Here is a 19,553-nt window from a genome sequence, read left to right on the forward strand (position 1 = left end):
GGAGAAAACCATGCGCGCCCAGCCCACGGCATCGCACTATGTCAATGGACGCTACATCGAGGACGAAGGCGGCGCGCCGCTGCCGGTCATCTATCCGGCAACCGGTGAGACCATCGCCATGCTACGTTCGGCGACGCCGAACGTGCTGGAGCTCGCCGTCGAGGCAGCGCGGGCGGCGCAGCCCGCTTGGGCGCGGCTGAAACCTGTCGAGCGCGGGCGCATCCTGCGCCGCGCCGCCGACATATTGCGCGCCCGAAATGCCGACCTCGCCCGCATCGAGACGTTGGACACCGGCAAGGCGATCCAGGAAACGCTGGTGGCGGACGCGCCTTCCGCCGCGGACTGCCTTGAATATTTCGGCGGCGCCGTCGCCGCCTACAATGGCGAGTCGGTCGATCTCGGCGGACCCTTCGCCTACACAAGGCGCGAAGCGCTCGGCGTCTGTGTCGGCATCGGCGCCTGGAACTATCCGATCCAGATCGCCGGCTGGAAATCGGCACCGGCACTCGCCATGGGCAATGCCATGGTGTTCAAGCCATCGGAAAACACGCCGCTTTCAGCACTCGCACTGGCGGAGATCTACAGCGAGGCCGGGCTGCCCGACGGCTTGTTCAACGTCGTGCAGGGCTATGGCGATGTCGGCGCCGGGCTTGTCGGCCACGATGTCGTCGCCAAGGTGTCGGTGACCGGTTCGGTGCCGACCGGCCGCAAGGTGCTGTCGCTGGCCGGCTCAAAAATGAAGCACGCGACGATGGAGCTCGGCGGCAAGTCGCCGCTGATCGTCTTCGACGATGCCGACATCGAGAACGCCATCGGCGGCGCCATGCTCGGCAATTTCTATTCGACCGGACAGATCTGCTCCAACGGCACGCGCGTCTTCGTGCAGAGCGGCATCCACGACCGCTTCGTCGAGCGCCTTGTCGAGCGGACCAAAAAAATCCGCATCGGCGACCCGCTCGACCCCGAAACCCAGATGGGCCCGTTGGTCTCCAGGGCGCAGCACGACAAGGTGGTCGGCTATATCGAAATCGGCAAGCAGGACGGAGCTGTTCTCGCCTGCGGCGGCAACGTGCCTTCGTTGCAGGGTTTTCAGGGCGGCTTCTTCGTCGAGCCGACGGTGTTCACCGGCGTCACCGATGGCATGCGCATCGCCCGCGAAGAGATTTTCGGGCCTGTCATGAGCGTGCTGAAGTTCGACGATGAGGACGAGGTGATCGACCGCGCCAACGACACCGAATTCGGCCTTGCCGCCGGCGTCTTCACGCGCGACCTGCCGCGCGCCCACCGCGTCATCGCCGAGTTGCAGGCCGGCACCTGCTGGATCAACGCCTACAATCTGACGCCGGTGGAAATCCCGTTCGGCGGCTTCAAGCAGTCAGGCATCGGACGTGAGAATTCACTGGCGGCACTGGCACTCTATTCGCAGCTGAAGTCGGTGTATGTCGAGACTGGGGATGTAGCGAGCCCGTATTGAGAGGCCGGCCTCTCAATACGGGCTCATCCCTTCTCCACCGTCCCATCAAGATACTGCGTCAGCGCGCAGACCAGATGATAGAAGATGCTGGCAGGAACGTCCGATGCCAGCGAGCGGCCGCGCTCGTCGATGCGATCGATCCACAGGCCGAGCGGCGCCGGGTCGATGTGCCAGCGGAACAGCCGGCCGACGCGCGCTTCGATTTCCGGCTTGAGATCGGGGCCGCCAGAGCCATCCAGCGCGATCGCCGCCTTCACGGCTTCGGCCTGCGGCCAACTGCGGGATATCAGGTCGAGCGGCAGGCCTTGCCTGGAGACGGCGCCATAGGCAAGCCCGGTGGCGCGGTTGAGGCCATTGGCAGTGGCTGACGCGTAAAGTTTTCGGGCAAAGCCGCTCAACTCGGCCTGGCCGCTACGCCCGGCGAAATCTACCAGCAAAGAGGCCCATTCGAAATGGTGGCCGGGCTCGGTCCATGAGCCTTTCTCGCCGGTGGAGGGTTTCCATTCGGCATCGAAATACTCGCCAAGCGTCCAGCTTTCCGGATCGAAGAAATGACTGCGGAAGAGATCGATGATACGCGCCGCGCGGCGCAGATGGGCGCGCTCGCCGGTCGCCTGGTGCCAGGCGAGAAAGGCCTCGAGCAGGTGCATATGCGGGTTGGAGCGGCGCTCGCCTTTGCCGTCCGACGTCTCAAGAAAGCCGGTCATACGGCTGTCTTCGAGATGCGCATCGAGAAAGGCGAAGGTTTCCTCGCCGAGGCGCAAGGCGTCGGGATTGCCAGACATGTGCGCATGCGCGAGCGCCAGGAGCACGCAGGAATGATCGTAGGCATCCTCGGTGGCGTCGGCGACCGAGCCGTCGACGTTCAGCGTGCGAACCCAGCCGCCTTTGTCGGTGCGGCCCTTGCCGGCCATGAAGGCGATGCCGTGGCTGATCAGCCGGTCGGCCGGACCGTCCCAGCCGCGCGCCCGGGCGACGGCGAAGGCATAGACCTGCCTTGCCATGGTGCGCATGCGCTTGGGCTTCATCAACGGCGAGGCGTCCAAGCCAAGCGCTTCGTGAAAACCGCCATGGCGTTCGTCGACGCCCGATGTCGACCACAGCGGCAAGGTCTCCTGAAACAGCCAGTGGTGCACGCGCCGCCGCCAGGCGCCGCTTTCGATGACGCGGTCATGCGCCGGCGTGAACCTGGTTTCCAGGCGACCCGATTTTTCGAGCTGCTCGACGATCTTCTTGACGTGTTGACTGTGGCTGACCGGGGCAACGAAGGTGGCATCCGATGTCGAAACGATGGCGATGTCCTTCATGCCGATCGCCGACAGCAGGCGGCCGTCACTGCGAATGTAGGAATTCTCGCAATCGATAGCGACGACATCGCCGATGATGACATTGCCCCGGTCGTCTGCGGGGCCGACATCGAGCAGCGACTGCCACGAGCCGAGATCGTTCCAGCGGAAGCCGGCCGGCACCATGGCGATGTCTTTTGCCCGCTCCATGATGGCGTAGTCGATCGAGTTCGACGGAATGGCGGCGTAGAGTTCCAGCGGCATGTAAAGGCCGGACAGGTCCGATGTCGCTGCCTTGTAGGCTGCTTCGGTGGCCTGCCAGATATCCGGCTGGAACGCTATGAAGGCGTCACGCATGGTGCTGGCGCGAAACAGGAAGATGCCGGTGTTCCAGTAGAAATTTCCGGCCTTGAGATAGCTCTGCGCAGTCGCAATATCCGGCTTTTCGACGAAGCGCGACACGTCGAAGGTGCCGCCGCTTTCGGCCGCGACCTCGATATAGCCGTAGCCGGTCTCTGGTTGCGTCGGCTTGATGCCGAACACCACCAGCCTGCCCTCGCGTGCTGCCTCGGTGCCGGCTTCTACGCTCTGCCAGAATTGGCTTGCGGTGGATATTTCGTGATCCGATGGCACCACCAGCACCAGGCTATCGCCGAATTCAGACAGTGTGCGCAGCGTCGCCAGTGCGACGGCGGCGGCTGTGTTGCGCCCGGTCGGCTCGAACAGCGGACCGCCGCCGGCGAGGTCGAGACCAGCAAGATCGGCGTGAACGCGATCAGCATGGCGCTCCGCGGCGATCAGGAAGATCGGCGTTTCGCCTTCCAGCCGGGCCGTCAGCCGACGCAAGGTCTTGGCCAGCATCGAGCCAGCGCCGGACAGATCGTGGAACTGCTTGGGGTTGTCCTCGCGCGACAGCGGCCACAACCGCGAGCCGACGCCGCCGCTCATGACAAAACTGACAATCCGCTCGGTCATTCAATTACCATTCAAAAGGTCTGGTTGTAGGCGCCCACTTCGGGGCTGCGGCGCAGCACGGCGTCGACAGCCTCGAACATTTGCCTTCGCCGCTGCTGCGACACCGGGCTTTCTACGACCACGACCAGTTCCGGCTTGTTCGATGAGGCCCGCACCAGCCCCCAGGTGCCGTCATCGGCGACGACGCGCACGCCGTTGACGGTGATGAGGTCTGCGATCTTCTGGCCAGCGAAAACCATTCCATCCCGCTTCATGGCCTGAAAGTCGGCAACCACCCGCTCGACAACGCCATACTTCACCTCGTCCGCGCAGTGCGGCGACATGGTCGGCGTGCCGAAGGTCAGCGGCAGCGCGCCGTAGAGATCGGCCATCGAACTGCCCGGGCTGCGATCCAGCATCTGGCAGATGGCGATGGCGGTGACCAGCCCGTCGTCATATCCGCGCCCAATCGGCGGATTGAAAAAGAAATGACCCGACTTTTCGAAACCGGCGACAGCACCGAGTTCGGCGACGCGGCGCTTGATGTAGGAATGGCCGGTTTTCCAATAGTCAGTGACGGCGCCATTGGCGCGCAGCATTGCGTCGGTATGGAACAGGCCGGTCGATTTGACGTCGACGACGAAGGTCGAGTTGGGATGCTGGCTGGAAATATCCCTTGCCAGCATCACACCGACCTTGTCGGCAAAAATTTCATTGCCTTCATTGTCGACGACACCGCAGCGGTCGCCATCGCCGTCGAAGCCAAGGCCGATGTCGGCGCCTGATGCCAGCACCTTGTCCCGGATGGCATGCAGCATCCGCATGTCCTCGGGATTGGGATTGTAGCGCGGAAATGTATGGTCGAGCTCGACGTCGAGCGCGATGACCTCGCAGCCGATGCGCTGCAACGCTTGCGGCGCGAAGGCGCCGGCGGTGCCATTGCCGCAGGCTGCGACCACTTTCAGTTTTCGGGCGATGCGCTTGTCGCGGGTCAGATCGTCGAGATAGGTCGCGCGAAAGTCACGGATGAAATCGTAGGAGCCGCCGCCGACAAGGTCAAAATCGCCGGACAGCACGATTGCTTTCAGCGCGCTCATCTCTTCCGGGCCGAAGGTCAGCGGCCGCGCCGCACCCATCTTGACGCCGGTCCAGCCATTTTCGTTGTGCGAAGCGGTGACCATGGCGACCGAGGGCGTATCCAAAGCGAACTGAGCGAAATACGCCATCGGCGACAACGCCAGTCCGATGTCCCTCACCCGTGCGCCTGCAGCCATCAAACCGGACACCAGGGCCAGTTTGATCGACAGCGAATAGGAGCGGAAATCATGCCCGGTAATGATATCGGGACCGGCGCCGAGACGGCGGATTAGCGTACCAAGCCCCATGCCGAGCGCCTGGACGCCGATCAGATTGAGTTCCGGTCGTTGCGCGGAGCCGGGATGGCCGAACCACCAGCGCGCATCATATTCGCGAAAGCCGGATGGCTTGATCAGCGCTGCGGTTTCGAATTCGAAACTGTTGGGCCGGGCGTCGCCAACGATGCTGAAGGACAAGACTGGAAACTCCGAATGGCCGAAATTACGAATTGTCGAGGGCTGCGGCTTAGCACACAAGGCTTTAAGCCACGTTTATTCCGGAAGGGAATCCGGGCCTTTCGGGCAATGCTCGACGAAAGCCGACGAAATGCGACAGAAGTGCCGCCGTGCCGCTTGCAGGAACCAAGTGTGGCGGCTATAAGCCCGCGGTCTGGTCACGGAGTGTAGCGCAGCCTGGTAGCGCACCTCGTTCGGGACGAGGGGGTCGCAGGTTCAAATCCTGCCACTCCGACCAGAAAAAACAAAGAGTTAGCGCATCCCGACTTCGGCGCTCCATCTGCCTCAAGCGAGACTACTCGCGTCCCCGCCAGTCGGATGGGCGAATTTCTATTCGCCGCCTCTATGACCCGGCCGACAGCGATGCCTGTTGCACTGCACAGTAGCCAGACGGTCTCAACCGGCCGCCTGATGCTTTCGTGCGTGCGGGCAGATTCCGGAAAACATCCCGACTGGTACGCGCGTCCCGCTCAGCGGAGGCCAAAAAAGCTCAAAATCGCTATCACGATGACCACAGCTCCAACGAGCCAAATGATATTGTTCATGATCTCTCTCCTGTTGCCCGGGGAAGCCCGCGCCTCTGGCGGAGAACGCGGGCCGACCAGCCTTTGCCGACTGATCCGCAGCAGACACCAAATCGTGATCCCGGCTGCGAGAAATAAAACCATCAGGCACGCCTAATGTTCCGCTGTTTGACGAGATCCAGCGATGACCAGTGAACGTTCGGGTCGATGCCGGACGACCGGAACCAAAGCGATCAGGGGCAGTTTATCCAATGAAGGGCTGATTAAGAAAATGGAGAAACTGCAATGAAAACAATGATCATGTGCGCGTTGGCGCTTTCCATTGGACTGCCCGTCGTGGCTTCGGCAGCCGAAGCGGATGTGGTAGTCAGAACCCATCATCGACATCACAGCAGCGTCAAGATCATCAACGAAGACGGTCAGCGCTTGCACCACCGCCGCCATGGTACCGTGGCGTTCTATGACCATGGGCGCCGGCATCATCACCGCGACACCGTTGTCGTGACAGGTTCCGTCTCCACCTATCGTCACCACCATCGGCACCATCCCGTGGTAATCGAAAACGACGGGTACTGACCACAGATCCCCGGCCCGATTCCTGATGGAGTCGGGCCACGAAAGGCCTTTTGGCACGCATCCCGATCATGCTTTTGGCGGCCGTCGGCAAGACCATTGCGCCCTACGATCAGACTTAGGTCCGGCCCCTCCCCGACCGAAGTCCAGGTTGGAAACGTTTGCCCTTGCCCCAAATTCGGGTGGCGGGCAAAAAATGACCAATGAGACTATGAGCAGCAGCATGTCGAACCGTGAGACCAAAAGATCCCATGCCCTGAGCATGCGCATGACAGAGATCAAGGCCAGGATGCAGGAAGCCCAGATTACCGAAGACGAGATGAAGACCTTCCAGAAGGTCGCGGCCATCATGGAGGGCGGCGAGGGCCGAATCGAGGTTGACGATCTGATTGCCGCGTCATTCCTCACCGACCGCTGCTGAACAGCCAGAAGCGTTAAGCGACCATGCCGACGATTAGCAGACTTTTTGATTCTCCCGCCGATGCGGCGCGGGTCGCCAGCGACTTGGTGGCGGCCGGAATTCCTCGCGTACAGATCGCGATCATCGGGCCTTACAATGACGAGGCGGGATCTCTTCGGGTTTCCGCTTTGGGATCGTTATTTGGCGCTGCCGCCGGCGGGTTGGCCTGCCTGAGCGCCGTTGCGGCCTATGGCATCAATCCTGTTGCTGCGGGCGTATTGCCAACAGCGGTGGCTGGCGCGGTCTGTGGCGGCGTTGCCGGTCTATTTGGAACATTCGCCACGGCCGCCATAAAGGCGGATGATCAGGAGGTTGCCGAAGGGGTCGTTCTGGTGACGGCGCATGTCGATGAAAATGACGCCGACATCGCTCAGACAGTGCTCGGCGGTTGCCCCCCGTCGACGTTCGTGGCCGAGGCAGCGTAGGAAAGGCCGCCCCGACGTCGCCGGAACCGGTACTCTCCGTTTGCCAGCGATTGAGCCCAACACTCGGCAGATAGCAATTCCAGTGACTGAGATGTTCCTGCGTCGGCCGCAAAGGCCGGGCCCAGGGAGGTTTCTTCGAGGCCGCATATTTTGACGAAAAGGTCTGTCGGTCTTAGGGTCGTGAACTTGATGGAGTCAGTGAAACGGCGGGCCGAGTGCGACATGAATTTGAATTCAACCACAGCCTCGCCCTTGATTCTCGTGATGACGCTGGTTCTCGTCGCTGGCTGTTCATCGCTCGGCAGAACCGTCGATCCAGCGAAATACGATTCAATGACGTGCACCGACCTCAACAGGGCGATGGGGGACGTCGCCCGTGACATCTCGCAAACGGCAATCACGCGCGGCAAGGTCGCCAACACCAATGTTCCACGCTGGCTGCTCGGCGGCTCACGCGTGAAGACCGCGGTGGCCAACCGCGAAACAGCCAGGATCGGCCGGCTCAAGCAGCAACAGGATGCCATTGCCGCTGTGCGAGCACGCAAGTGCCCGAGCTCCACAAATTGAGCGGACAGCCAGTGTATCGGTGCGAAGCCTGGTTCAGGCGCTCAGGCGAAATCGCGTCACGTCGATCGCGGCGGCCATCAGCGTCTGTGTGTAGGCGTGCCGCGGATCGCTGAAGATCGCCTCGGTCGGCCCTTCCTCGACGATCTTGCCCTGTTTCATGACGATGATGTAGTCGGCCATGGCGCGCACGACCGACAGATCGTGGCTGATGAAGAGATAAGACAATTCGTGGTCCGCCTGCAGCTTGCGCAGCAGTTCGACGATCTGTTTCTGCACAGAGCGATCGAGCGCCGAGGTCGGCTCATCCAATACCACCAGCTCGGGCTTCAGGATCATGGCGCGAGCAATGGCGATGCGCTGCCGCTGGCCGCCGGAGAATTCGTGCGGATAGCGGTTGCGGGCGTTGGGATCGAGGCCGACCTCGCGCAGGGCCTCTACCGCGCGCAGGTCCCGTTGCTTGCCCGAAAGGTTCGGCTCATGCACCAAGAGCCCTTCGGTGATGACCTGGCCGACGGTCATGCGCGGCGACAGCGAGCCGAACGGATCCTGGAAGACGAGCTGCATCTGGCGCCGCAGCGGCCGCATCGCCTGCCGGTCGGCCTGGGAAATGTCGCGGTCGCCAAAACGGATGAGCCCGTCACTGGGCAACAGCCGCAGCAAGGCGCGGCCGAGCGTCGATTTGCCAGAGCCGGATTCACCGACGATGCCGATGGTCTGGTTGCGCTGCAGCCGGATCGAGATGTGATCGACGGCACGCAGCATCAGCGGCTCGCCGGCGAGAAACCCACCGCCGATCCTGAACGTCACTTCGACATTCCTGCCTTCGAGCAGCACCGGGGCATTGGCGGGCGGCGGCGCCTTGCTGCCGGTCGGCTCGGCCGCCAGCAGCATTTTCGTGTAGGCATGCTGGGGATTGACGAAGATGGCCTCCGCCTCCCCCTCCTCGACAACCTCGCCCTGGCGCATGACATAGACCCGGTCGGCAAAGCGGCGGACGATGCCGAGATCGTGGGTGATGAAGACGATCGCCATGCCGAGCTTGCGCTGCAATTCGGCCAGAAGCATCAGGATCTGCGCCTGGATGGTCACGTCGAGCGCCGTCGTCGGCTCGTCGGCGATCAATATGTCAGGGTCGTTGGCGAGCGCCATCGCGATCATCACACGCTGGCGCTGGCCACCCGACATTTCGTGCGGATAGGATTTCATCCGCCGCTCGGGATCGGGAATATGCACCAGCCGCAGCAGCTTGAGCGCCTCTTCCCGCGCGTCGGGGGCATTCAGGCCCCGGTGTCGGCGGATCGGCTCGATCAACTGATTGCCAATCGAATAGAGCGGATCGAGTGAAGTCATCGGCTCCTGAAAGATCATGCTGATCTTGCGGCCACGAACCTGGTTGAGCTCGGATTTGCTGAGCGTCAGAAGATTGCAGCCGCGATAATCGACGCTGCCTGTCGCTTCGCCATTCGATGCCAGCAGGCTCATCGCCGCCATCATCGTCTGGCTTTTGCCGGACCCGGATTCGCCAACCACGGCAACGGTCTCGCCTGATTTGACATGGATGTTGATGCCCTTGACCGCCTCGACCGCGCCGTCCAGCGTGCGGAAGCGGACACGCAAATCCTTGACGCTGAGGATCGTTTCGGAAGCAGCCATCTCGGCGATCCCCATCTTAGCGATCCCTTGGGTCGAGTGCGTCGCGCAGGCCGTCGCCGACGAAATTCAGCGCGAACAGCGTCGAGACGAGGAAGAAGGCGGGGAACAGGAGCAGCCAGTTGGCGGTGCCGATGTTCTTGGCGCCGACCGAGATCAGCACGCCCCAGCTGGTCATCGGCTCCTGCACGCCGAGCCCCAGGAATGACAGGAAACTCTCCAGGATGATGACCTGCGGCACCAGCAGCGTCATGTAGATGACCACCGGGCCGAGCAGATTGGGAATGACGTGGCGCAGCAGGATACCGCGCTGGCCGACACCCATGGCTTCCGCCGCCTGGACATATTCCTGCCGGCGGATCGACAGCGCCTGGCCGCGCACGATGCGCGCCATGTCGAGCCACAGCACGGCGCCGACCGCCAGGAACATCAGCACGAAGTTGCGGCCGAAGAACACCACCAGCATGATGACGAAGAAGATGAAGGGCAAGGAATAGAGCACGTCGACGATGCGCATCATCACCTCGTCGATTTTGCCGCCGGCAAAGCCGGCAGCGGCCCCGTAGACCACGCCGATGACCACCGCCACGACACCAGCGAGCAGGCCGATGGCCAGCGATATGCGCCCGGCCATCAGCGTGCGCGACAACAGGTCCCGGCCGGTGTTGTCCGTGCCGAACAGGAAATACTGCTGCTTGATCGAGGCGCTCATTGTCACTTCGAGACCGTCGGGCGACTTGCTCTCGATCTTGGTGCCGTCAAAGGCATCGGAACGGTCGAGATAACGGATGTTGCGATCGTCGATCGGCCTGGTCGACTTGACGGTGACGAAGACCTGGTTGCCTTCCTGCCGCCACTCCTTGATGTCGACCCGCATGCGCTTGATCGCTTCGGCAAGCGCCGTCTCGATCATGTCGGCCTTCGGATAGGCTGACAGGCTTGGCGGCATGCGCACATAGTCGGCATAGATGGTAGTGTATTGATGTGGCACGAACCACGGCCCGAACACGCTGACGACACCGATCAAAGCGAGGTAGTACAGGCTGAACATGGCGGCGCGATTGGCCTTGAGACGCGCCCAGGCATCCCCCCAGAGTGAACGGCCGATGACGGCGGGGGCGGCTGTGGCTGCGATGTCAGTCATAGCGCACCCTCGGATCGACGACCGCGTACATGACGTCGACGATCAGGTTGAAGACAATGGTAAAGATGGCGATCACCACCACCGTTCCCATCACCAGCGTGTAGTCACGATTGAGCGCGGCATCGACGAAATAGCGGCCAACGCCTGGAATGGAGAAGATCGTCTCGACAATGACCGAGCCGGTCAGCAAAGCCGCGGCCGCCGGTCCGGTGAAGGAGACGATCGGCAGGATGGCGCCGCGCAGCGCGTGCTTGACCACCACCGACCAGTCGGAGAGGCCGAGCGCGCGTGCTGTGCGGATATGATGGGATCGCAAGGATTCGATCATTGAGCCACGCATCAGCCGGGCGACGATGGCGATCTGCGGCAGAGCGAGCGTCAGCGCCGGGCCGACCTTGTTGACGAAAGCGCCATCGCCCCATCCACCGATCGGCAACAGCTTCCAGGTCAACCCGAACAGGAGCTGGATCACCGGCGCGATGACGAAGGTGGGGATGGTGCTGCCGGCGGTCGCCAGCGCAATCACCGTATAGTCGCCAAGCTTGTTCTGGTTGAGCGCGGCAATGGTGCCAAGTACGGAACCGAGCAGAAGCGCCAGGACGAGCGCCGAAGCACCGAGCTGGACCGAAATGGGCAGGCCCTTGGCGAACAGTTCGGTGACGGTGAAATCCGGCATGTTGTAGCTCGGGCCGAAATTGCCGCGCAGCAGATTGCCGAGGTAGTGGACGAATTGCAGCCACAGCGGGTCGTCAAGGCCGAACTGGGCTTCGAGATTGGCCTTGATCTCAGGGCTCAGCCCCCGCTCCTGGTTGAATGGGCCGCCTGGCGCGATGCGCATCAGGAAAAACGCCATGGTCACGATGACGAACAGCGTTGGGATGGCGGTCAGAAGCCGCCGTAATACGTATCGCAGCATCGGTGCCCCGCTTGATCCAGAGCAACGCGCGTCCGGCCGGACGGTTGCGCTCTAGCCTTCAAATCTTCGCACCGACATGCCGAAAATCGATTCCGGTTCCCGGGCCGATGCGATGGCAAACCAGCGCCGCCGCGCCTTGAGTTGCGCGGCGGCCCGGCTAAGGATCAGTCCTTGCTGATGAAGCGGGACGGATGGATGTCCATCACATTGTCATCGAAGCCATGCAGCTTTGAGGAAACGATATCGTGGAAGCTGTAGTAGAGAAGCGGAATGTTGCCGACGTCATCGACAAGGATGCGCTCGGCCTCAGTGAGGTCCTTCATGCGCTCTTCCGGCTTGCCGCCGGCGGCCGCAGCCTTGTCCATGGCCGCTTCATAGGCCGGGCTGACATAGCTCGAATAGTTGTTGCCACTAGCCTTGCGTGTGATGCCGAGGAAGGTCTCGGGATCCTTGTAGTCGGCGATCCAGGCGGCACGCGCCACGTCGTAGTTGCCCTTCTGCTCAAGGAAGGAATAGTGGGTCTTGGTATCGGTGTTGAGCAGCGTGATGTCGACGCCGAGCGGCTTCAGCTGTTCCTGGATGGCAACCGCGGTGTTCTTGTGGTTTTCCGAGGTGTTGTAGCGGATCTCCATCTTCAGCGGATGCTCCGGCGTATAGCCGAGTTTCTCGAGGATCTTCTTGGCGGCGTCCTCGCGGTCGATCTGCGGCATGTCGGCGTATTTGGCCATTGCCGGCGTGTAGCCCGCGATGCCCGGAGGCACCATCGAATAGCCAGGCAGCATCGAGTTCTGCCAGACTTTCTCCGCAAGGAAGTCACGGTCGATCGCCATCGAGATGGCATTGCGCAGCTCGACATTGTCCCACGGCGCCTTGTCGGTCTTGATCGCGTAATAGTAGGTGCCGAGATAAGGTCCGACGCGGACCTGGTCGCCGAACTTGGTCTTGAGGTCAGCGAGCTGTTCGGTCGGCAGGTCGCCGTAGCTGTCGAGTTCGCCGGCCTCGAAGCGCTTCATCGCCGATGAGCGGTCTTCGGTCGGGATATAGTTGACGACGTCCATCTTGACGGTCGCGGCGTCCCAGAATTTCGGATTCTTGACCAGCTTCATGTGGTCGTTGGGAATCCACTCGGCCAGCGTATAGGCGCCGTTCGAAACGAGATTACCCGCCTTGATCCAGTCGGCGCCGAGCTTGTCGATCGAAGCCTTGTTGACCGGATAGGTGGCCTGATGGGTCAGCATCTCCAGGAAGTAAGGCGTCGGCGCCTTCAGCGTGACTTCGAGGGTATTTGCATCAATCGCTTTGACACCCATATCCTCCGGCTTGCCCTTCTTGGTGTTGACGTCCTCCGCACCCTTCACCGGGTACAGCATCGAGGCGTATTCGGCAGCGGTGGCCGGGTCTTCCAGCCGACGAAACGAATAGACGAAGTCGTCCGCCGTCACCGGGCTGCTATCCGACCAGAGGCCATCCTTGCGCAGCTTGAAGGTGTAGACAGTGCCGTCGTCGGACACTGTCCAGCTTTCGGCCGCGCCCGGAATGAGGTTCGTCTTCTGGTCATGCATGACCAGGCCCTGGAACAGGTCGCGTATGATGTCGGCTTCGTAGACGGTCGAGGTCTTGTGCGGATCGACCGTCTCCGCTTCGGCGGCGCTGCCTCTGTTATAGACTGTCTCGGCGAAAGCCGGTGTGTAGAACGTGCCGGCCGCCAAAGCCATGGTCGTGGCGAACACCGTCGCCTTCAGCATGTTTTTCAGCATGAAGTTCTCCCTGTCGGCGCTGCCGTTGGCGCGCCTATTAAGTGTTGACGCCCTGGAGCCGATATCTGACCCCTTTGAGCGCGCCGCTGGTTCCCGTCCTGCGGCTCGTGCCCAGACACTAACGCGGAGAATTTTTATTTCAACAGACTCTCTGGGTCACCCAAAGTAAGGCGGACGAAAGCTATGGCGTGGCCGCTGAAACACCAGCCGAAACCAAAAGCTTGACTTGGTTTCTTCACCTCGACGCCATTTTTCACCGCGAATCGGAGCCACGCCAGTTTGCCGGAATGTCTTAATGCGTTCTTAAGCAACCACAGGTTACATTATGATTGCCTTCTATACAGTTCGATCCTCAGACGCGTGGCGGCTATGAGCAACGGAACAAGTAAATTGCCCAAAATTTCTCAATTGGTGCGAAAATTTCAAGAGGAACGTGGAACTTCCGCGGTTGAGTTTGCCTTACTCTCGCCGATCTTCATTCTTCTTCTACTCGGCATGGTTGCATATGGTATATATTTCGGCGCCGCCAACTCGATCCAGCAGATAGCGGCGGATGCAGCCCGCACGGCGATTGCCGGGTTGAACCAGACCGAACGCCAGACGCTCGTAGCCAGCTTCGTCACCAACAATGCCGGCGGATATCCCTTCGTGGATGTCAGCAAGTTGACCTACCAGGCCAACGACAGCACGGCCGATGGAAGCCAGTTCGTGGTGTCCATCCAGTACGACGCCCGCAACCTGCCGATCTGGAACCTTTTCCCGGGCATAGCCATGCCCGGGACCACGATCAAGCGCCAGTCAACGATCAGGGTCGGGGGCATTTAAATGCTACTGCATGCGTGCAATGGGATCGGTCGGCTTGCCCGGTTGATGCTGAGTGACAGGAAAGCGAACTTCACCGTCATGGCGGCATTGAGCGCGCCGGTGGCGCTGGCGCTTGCCGCGGTGGCCATCGACGAAGCTTCGATCTACACCGAGCGCCGCGAGGCGCAGGCAATGGTGGACCTGGCGGCGATCACCGCCGCCTCGAACATGACCAATGTCGACACCGCGGTTGTCACCACGCTGACCGACAACGGCATGCCAGGCGTTGTCGTTCAAAGCTCGGGACAGACAATCGAGCCGGCGGCCGGCAAAACCGTCGTGACGGTCACGCCCGGGCGATATGTGGCATCCGGCGCCAATGTGGGCCAGCGTTTCCAGGCCAGCATAACACCCTACAATGCCGTCCGTGTCACCCTGAAGAAGATCCCTGCCCGCTATTTCGCGAGTTCGCTGATCCCCACTCCAGTCATCGGCACCCAAGCCACCGCCAGCATGACGCCGCAGGCGACGTTCTCGGTCGGATCGAGGCTCGCCAGCCTCGATGGCGGTATCCTCAACGCGCTTCTCGGCGGGCTTCTCGGCAGCAACATTTCGCTCAGCGTCATGGACTACAACGCGCTGATCTCCGCGGATGTGAGCGTGCTCTCCTTCGTGGACGGCCTTGCCACACAGCTGAACCTGACCGGCGTGTCGTATTCGGATGTGCTGGCATCGAAGGCGACCGTCGGTCAGATCGCCACGGCTATGGCCAATGTGCCTGGGCTTGGCAACACGGCCAAGGTCGCCCTGCAGACGATCGCGTCCAAGTCGACCAGCACGGTCCAGATCCCGCTCAGCCATCTGGTCGATCTCGGCTCCGTCGGCAAGTTGGGCCTCGGCCAAAAGCCGGCCGGCCTTGGCGTCGACGCAAGCGCCTTGGGCATGCTGACGGCCGCCGCCGGACTGGCAAACGGTTCGAAGCAGGTCGACGTCGCGCTCGGGGCCACCATTCCAGGGGTGCTGTCGACCACGCTCGCCATCGCCATCGGCGAACCGCCGCAATCCTCGCCATGGCTGGCGGTTGGAGAAGCCGGCACCGTGGTGCGCACCGCGCAAACGCGCATCAAGCTGGTGGTGAAGATCGGAGCCGGCAACAGCAATATCGGAGGCGGTATCACCCTGGTGTCGGTCAGCCTGCCTCTGCATGTCGAAGTCGCCTATGCCGAGGCCAAGCTCACCGACATAAGTTGTCAAACAGGCCCGGACAGTATCAAGGTCACCATCGCTACACGTCCCGGTATCGTCGAAGGACATCTCGGTGACAGCAGCAGCGCCGGCTTTGCCGATTTCACCAATAAGGAGTCGTTTTCCAACACCGAAATCGCGGCCGTGAAACTTCTGCTCATCCCCGTGGTGTCCGTAGTGGGCTCAGCGGCGTTTAACATGGCCAACAACACCGCGACGACGTTGACTTTCAACAAGGCCGACATCGATGCCAAGACGATAAGGACCGCTTACACGCAAAATTTTACCCAATCGCTGACTACGTCGCTGGTCAGCGATCTGTCGCTGACGGCGAATTTACTCGGCCTGCCGCTGAATCTGGACGCCCTTCTGGGATTTGTGAAGCCGCCGGTGGTGGCACTTCTGAACAGCGTGGCGGCCCCGATCGATACGTTGCTTGCCAACCTGCTTGGAACCCTTGGTGTGCGTCTCGGCGAGGCGGATGTCCGGGTCACCGGTGCGACTTGTGGACGCTCCGTGCTGGTGCAGTAGAGCAGTCGAGGCATCAGTGGAGCCTACCGAGGAAGCATCCAAGTCCCGGCAGCAAAAGCTCGACCTCGCTGGTGAGCGAGGCATCGCCGTCAAGTTCCGAAACCGCTCCTAAGTCTTGCGGCAACGGCCAATTGGCCGGCTCCCCAGCGAAATTGAAGACACAGAGCAATCTTTCACCGCCGCCTTCGCGGACGAATGCGAGCACGTCACCCTCAGCGTCAAGAAAGCGGATCGAGCCTGATACCAGCGCCTCATGCTCCCTGCGCAACACCAGCGCGGCCCGATAGGACTTCAGCACCGAGGTCGCATCGGCATTCTGAACGTCGACCGCGCCGGCGCGATGGCTGGCCGGTATCGGCAGCCACGGCCTGGCCGTGGAGAAGCCTGCATTGTCGGCGCCGGCCTCCCAGACCATTGGCGTGCGACACCCATCCCTGCCCTTGACGCCTGGCCAGAAGCGGATGCCGACGGGATCGCGCAGATCCTCATAGGCCAGCTCCGCCTCCTCCAGGCCCAGCTCCTCGCCCTCATAGAGGCAGATCGAACCGCGCAGGCAGGACAACAGCATGATCGAGAATCTTGCGACCGCGTCGGGATCGCTGCCCGGCCTTGTCCAGCGGCTGACATGGCGCACCACGTCATGGTTGGAGAACGCCCAGCAGACCCAGCCGTCGGACACCGCCGCTTCGAAGGCTTCGACGCAGCCGCGCACATGCGCGGCCGAGAACTGCGGACCGAGCAGGTCGAAGGTGTAACACATATGCAGCTTGTCGCCGCCTGAGGTGTAGGCGGCGAGCGTCTGCAGCGAGCGGCCTTCATCGCCGATTTCGCCGACCGCGGCGCGGTCGTCATATTCATCGAGCAGCGCCCTGAAGCGGCGCAGGAACGCCAGGTTTTCCGGCTGCGTCTTGTCGAACAGATGCTCCTGGTAGAGGTAGGTGTTGGTCTCGCCGTTGGTGCCGGCGACGCTCGACGCCAGCGGCGGATTGCTGCGCAGCCAGCGGTCGTGGACATAGTAATTGACCGTATCGAGCCGGAAGCCGTCGACGCCGCGCTCCAGCCAGAACCGCACCGTGTCGAGAAGCGCGTCCTGGACCTCCGGGTTATGGAAATTCAGGTCGGGCTGCGAGGCAAGGAAATTGTGCATGTAATACTGCCGGCGGGTCGAATCCCATTCCCAGGCCGGGCCACCGAAGACAGAGAGCCAGTTGTTAGGCGCCCCGCCATCGGGCTTGGTATCGGCCCAGACATACCAATCCGACTTGGGGTTATCGCGGCTGGCGCGGCTTTCGACAAACCAGTCGTGCTTGTCGGACGAATGCGACAGCACCTGGTCGATGATGATCTTCAGGCCGAGGCGATGCGCCTCGGCGACCAGCGCATCGAAATCCTCGAGCGTGCCGAACATCGGGTCGACATCGCAATAGTCCGACACGTCGTAGCCCATATCGGCCATCGGCGACTTGAAGAAGGGCGACAGCCAGACGGCGTCGACACCAAGCGAGGCGATATGGGCGAGCCTCGACGTGATACCGGCGAGATCGCCGCTGCCATCGCCGGTCGTGTCCTGGAAGGAGCGCGGATAGACCTGGTAGATGACGCAGCCGCGCCACCATCCGGTCCTGTCACCTGCCGCCATTGCGCTTTTCCCCTGTGCCGGCTTGCGCTCGTTCGATCATGAAGATCACCGCCCGTCCCGATATCGGTCGCGAGCTGTCCGCCGCATCCGGCGCTTTGATGGCTGGAGCCCAGAAGAATCCGTCTCGCTCAGGCAAGGTGAACATGCAGGCCCGGCGATCGCCGTTGATGATGACGGCAAGGCGGCTGACGCCACCCAGGATCATGACAAGACGGTGCCGCTGCGGATCTTGCCAGCTTTGTCCATCGAGCGGCGTGCCCGTTTCGGTCAGCCATGCGACGTCCGGCGTCCCCGAACCTGCCTGCGGCTGGCCAGTTAGGAAGCTTGTATCGAAGAGCGCCGGCATCGACCGGCGCAGCCTCGAGAGTTCCGCCGTGTAGCGCTCCAGCGCCTGGTCGCGGCCGGCCCAGTCCAGCCAGGTGATCTCGTTGTCCTGCGCATAGGCATTGTTGTTGCCTTGCTGGGTGCGGCCGAACTCGTCGCCCGCGGTCAGCATGATGGTGCCGCGTGAGGCAAACAGCGTGGCGAGCAGGGCGCGCTGATCATTCTGGCGAGCCTCCCATATGGCCGGATCGTCCGCATCCCCTTCGACGCCGTTGTTCCAGGACAGGTTTTCATTGTGGCCGTCGCGGTTCTGCTCGCCATTGGCTTCGTTGTGCTTGCGTTCGTAGCGCACGATATCGGTGAGCGTCATGCCGTCATGCGCGGCGATGAAATTGACCGTGCGGCTGGCGCCTTGCCCGTTCGCGGCAAACACATCGGACGAACCGGCGAGCCGGGTCGCCAGGGCGCCGACCATGCCGGCGTCGCCGCGCCAGAAGCGTCTGACATCGTCGCGATACTTGTCGTTCCATTCGAGGAAGGGCGCTGGAAAACTGCCGAGCTGATAGCCGTCGGGCCCGATGTCCCACGGCTCGGCGATCAACACGCGATCGGCCAGCAGCGGGTCGTCGCGCATCGCTGTCAGCAACGGCGCCTCGGCATCGAATGTGCCCTCGACCCGCCCCAGAATGGGAGCGAGGTCGAAGCGGAAGCCATCGACACCGGCATCCCTGACGAAATGGCGAAGCGTGTCGAGGACCATTTCCTGGACCACAGGATGGTCGCAAGCGACCGTGTTGCCGGTCCCGGTGTCATTGGCCAGCCTGCCGTCTGATGTGTGCCGGTAGTAGGCCTGGTTGTCGAAGCCGCGCAGCGACAGCGTGGGGCCGAGCCTGTCGCTCTCGCCGGTGTGGTTGAAGACGAGGTCGAGGATGACGCCGATACCAGCCTGGCGCAGCACAGCGACCGTGTTTCGCAATTCCATGATGCCGCCAGGCGCCAGGCGCGGATCGAGGGCCATGAACGTCACGGGATTGTAGCCCCACGCGTTGCGCAGCCCAAGCGGCGGTAAATGCCGCTCGTCGATCGACGCGGTCACCGGCATCAGTTCCACCGCGCCAACCCCCAGTTTTTTCAGATGCTCGATAACCGCCGGGTGAGCAAGTGCGGCGACTGTTCCGCGCAATTTTTCGGGAATGTCCGGATGCAGCATGGTGAAGGCGCGCACCGGCACTTCGTAAATAAGGCCGCCCGGCTGGAATAGCAGCGGGGCAGCCTGCACCGGCTTCGGCAGCGCAGCGGCAATCGCCTTCGGCATCAGCGGTGCGGTATCGGCGCCCTCGCCCCGGCGCTGGGCCAGCCGCCGGTCATAGACATAGGACCTGTCGATCTCGACGGCATAAGGATCGGTCAGGAGCTTGGCGGGATCGAACCACAGTCCGCGTTCCGGCGCGTAGTCGCCATCGGCGCGAAAGCCGTAGCGGATGCCCTGGCCAAGGCCCGCAACGAACAGCGCATGGACGCCCTCACCTTCCGGCTGCAGTTCGAGCCGTTCGATCTCCCGGTTGCCCTGCTCGTCGAAAATCGAGACCCAAAGCCGGCGGGCGGCCTCCGACCAAGCGGCAAAGCGGATGCCTTCGCGGGTGACGGTGGCGCCGAGCTGGGTCATGGGCGCGCCTCACCTTCTCCCA

Annotated in this window: 15 protein-coding genes and 1 tRNA gene; 7 read left to right on the top strand and 9 right to left on the bottom strand. The window is 62.2% G+C overall.

Translation table 11 applies throughout. The features are described 5' to 3' along the window. Window positions 1–10: 10 nt before the first annotated feature. Complete coding sequence (gene betB, locus NKH52_RS10660) at window positions 11–1,474, top strand: betaine-aldehyde dehydrogenase (RefSeq protein WP_352730735.1); 1,464 nt, start codon at window positions 11–13, stop codon at window positions 1,472–1,474. A 23-nt stretch (window positions 1,475–1,497) separates the two neighbouring features. Here betB and NKH52_RS10665 read toward each other — a convergent pair whose 3' ends face one another. After that, window positions 1,498–3,735: a mannose-1-phosphate guanylyltransferase/mannose-6-phosphate isomerase gene (locus tag NKH52_RS10665; RefSeq protein WP_352730737.1), complete on the bottom strand. Its 2,238-nt coding sequence runs from the start codon at window positions 3,733–3,735 to the stop codon at window positions 1,498–1,500. 11 nt (window positions 3,736–3,746) lie between these two features. Beyond that, complete coding sequence (locus tag NKH52_RS10670; protein WP_352730739.1) at window positions 3,747–5,267, bottom strand: phosphomannomutase/phosphoglucomutase; 1,521 nt, start codon at window positions 5,265–5,267, stop codon at window positions 3,747–3,749. Window positions 5,268–5,467: 200 nt separating this feature from the next. Here NKH52_RS10670 and NKH52_RS10675 point away from each other — a divergent pair. Next, a tRNA-Pro gene (locus tag NKH52_RS10675) sits at window positions 5,468–5,544 on the top strand. Between the two features lie 439 nt (window positions 5,545–5,983). Here NKH52_RS10675 and NKH52_RS10680 read toward each other — a convergent pair. Next, window positions 5,984–6,367: a hypothetical protein gene (locus NKH52_RS10680; protein WP_352730741.1), complete on the bottom strand. Its 384-nt coding sequence runs from the start codon at window positions 6,365–6,367 to the stop codon at window positions 5,984–5,986. 304 nt (window positions 6,368–6,671) lie between these two features. Here NKH52_RS10680 and NKH52_RS10685 point away from each other — a divergent pair, with 304 nt between their 5' ends. The 3 genes from NKH52_RS10685 to NKH52_RS10695 all read left to right on the top strand — a co-directional run bounded on the left by NKH52_RS10685 (window position 6,672) and on the right by NKH52_RS10695 (window position 7,855). Beyond that, on the top strand, window positions 6,672–6,824 hold the full coding sequence (locus NKH52_RS10685) for a hypothetical protein (RefSeq protein ID WP_502908021.1): 153 nt from the start codon (window positions 6,672–6,674) through the stop codon (window positions 6,822–6,824). 23 nt (window positions 6,825–6,847) lie between these two features. After that, window positions 6,848–7,288 carry a hypothetical protein gene (locus tag NKH52_RS10690; protein ID WP_352730743.1) on the top strand — a complete coding sequence of 147 codons (441 nt, stop codon included), beginning with the start codon at window positions 6,848–6,850 and terminating at the stop codon, window positions 7,286–7,288. A gap of 222 nt (window positions 7,289–7,510) precedes the next feature. Then, window positions 7,511–7,855: a hypothetical protein gene (locus NKH52_RS10695; protein ID WP_352730745.1), complete on the top strand. Its 345-nt coding sequence runs from the start codon at window positions 7,511–7,513 to the stop codon at window positions 7,853–7,855. 33 nt (window positions 7,856–7,888) lie between these two features. Here NKH52_RS10695 and NKH52_RS10700 read toward each other — a convergent pair whose 3' ends face one another. The 4 genes from NKH52_RS10700 to NKH52_RS10715 all read right to left on the bottom strand — a co-directional run bounded on the left by NKH52_RS10700 (window position 7,889) and on the right by NKH52_RS10715 (window position 13,322). Then, the gene (locus NKH52_RS10700; RefSeq protein WP_352730746.1) at window positions 7,889–9,508 is read right to left on the bottom strand and encodes an ABC transporter ATP-binding protein; all 1,620 of its coding nucleotides are present in this window, start codon (window positions 9,506–9,508) and stop codon (window positions 7,889–7,891) included. A gap of 16 nt (window positions 9,509–9,524) precedes the next feature. Further along, window positions 9,525–10,649, bottom strand: coding sequence for an ABC transporter permease (locus NKH52_RS10705; protein ID WP_352730748.1), 1,125 nt, complete (start codon window positions 10,647–10,649; stop codon window positions 9,525–9,527). Beyond that, window positions 10,642–11,565, bottom strand: a complete 924-nt coding sequence (locus NKH52_RS10710; protein ID WP_352730750.1) for an ABC transporter permease subunit — start codon at window positions 11,563–11,565, stop codon at window positions 10,642–10,644. The genes NKH52_RS10705 and NKH52_RS10710 overlap by 8 nt, the downstream gene beginning before the upstream one ends. A 164-nt stretch (window positions 11,566–11,729) precedes the next feature. Then, window positions 11,730–13,322 carry a peptide ABC transporter substrate-binding protein gene (locus NKH52_RS10715; RefSeq protein WP_352730752.1) on the bottom strand — a complete coding sequence of 531 codons (1,593 nt, stop codon included), beginning with the start codon at window positions 13,320–13,322 and terminating at the stop codon, window positions 11,730–11,732. A gap of 369 nt (window positions 13,323–13,691) precedes the next feature. On the opposite strand from NKH52_RS10715, the gene NKH52_RS10720 reads away from it, so the two are divergent. After that, window positions 13,692–14,147, top strand: coding sequence for a TadE/TadG family type IV pilus assembly protein (locus NKH52_RS10720; RefSeq protein WP_352730754.1), 456 nt, complete (start codon window positions 13,692–13,694; stop codon window positions 14,145–14,147). Continuing rightward, window positions 14,148–15,902 carry a TadG family pilus assembly protein gene (locus NKH52_RS10725; RefSeq protein WP_352730756.1) on the top strand — a complete coding sequence of 585 codons (1,755 nt, stop codon included), beginning with the start codon at window positions 14,148–14,150 and terminating at the stop codon, window positions 15,900–15,902. A gap of 13 nt (window positions 15,903–15,915) precedes the next feature. Here the strand turns inward: NKH52_RS10725 and bglA are convergent, their stop codons facing one another. Then, the gene (gene bglA, locus NKH52_RS10730; protein ID WP_352730758.1) at window positions 15,916–17,541 is read right to left on the bottom strand and encodes a beta-galactosidase BglA; all 1,626 of its coding nucleotides are present in this window, start codon (window positions 17,539–17,541) and stop codon (window positions 15,916–15,918) included. Continuing rightward, the gene (glgX, locus tag NKH52_RS10735) at window positions 17,528–19,531 is read right to left on the bottom strand and encodes a glycogen debranching protein GlgX (protein ID WP_352730760.1); all 2,004 of its coding nucleotides are present in this window, start codon (window positions 19,529–19,531) and stop codon (window positions 17,528–17,530) included. The genes bglA and glgX overlap by 14 nt, the downstream gene beginning before the upstream one ends. Between the last annotated feature and the right edge of the window lie 22 nt (window positions 19,532–19,553).

Origin of the sequence: Mesorhizobium sp. M1066 (assembly GCF_040318635.1) — a bacterium.
Lineage (GTDB): Bacteria > Pseudomonadota > Alphaproteobacteria > Rhizobiales > Rhizobiaceae > Mesorhizobium.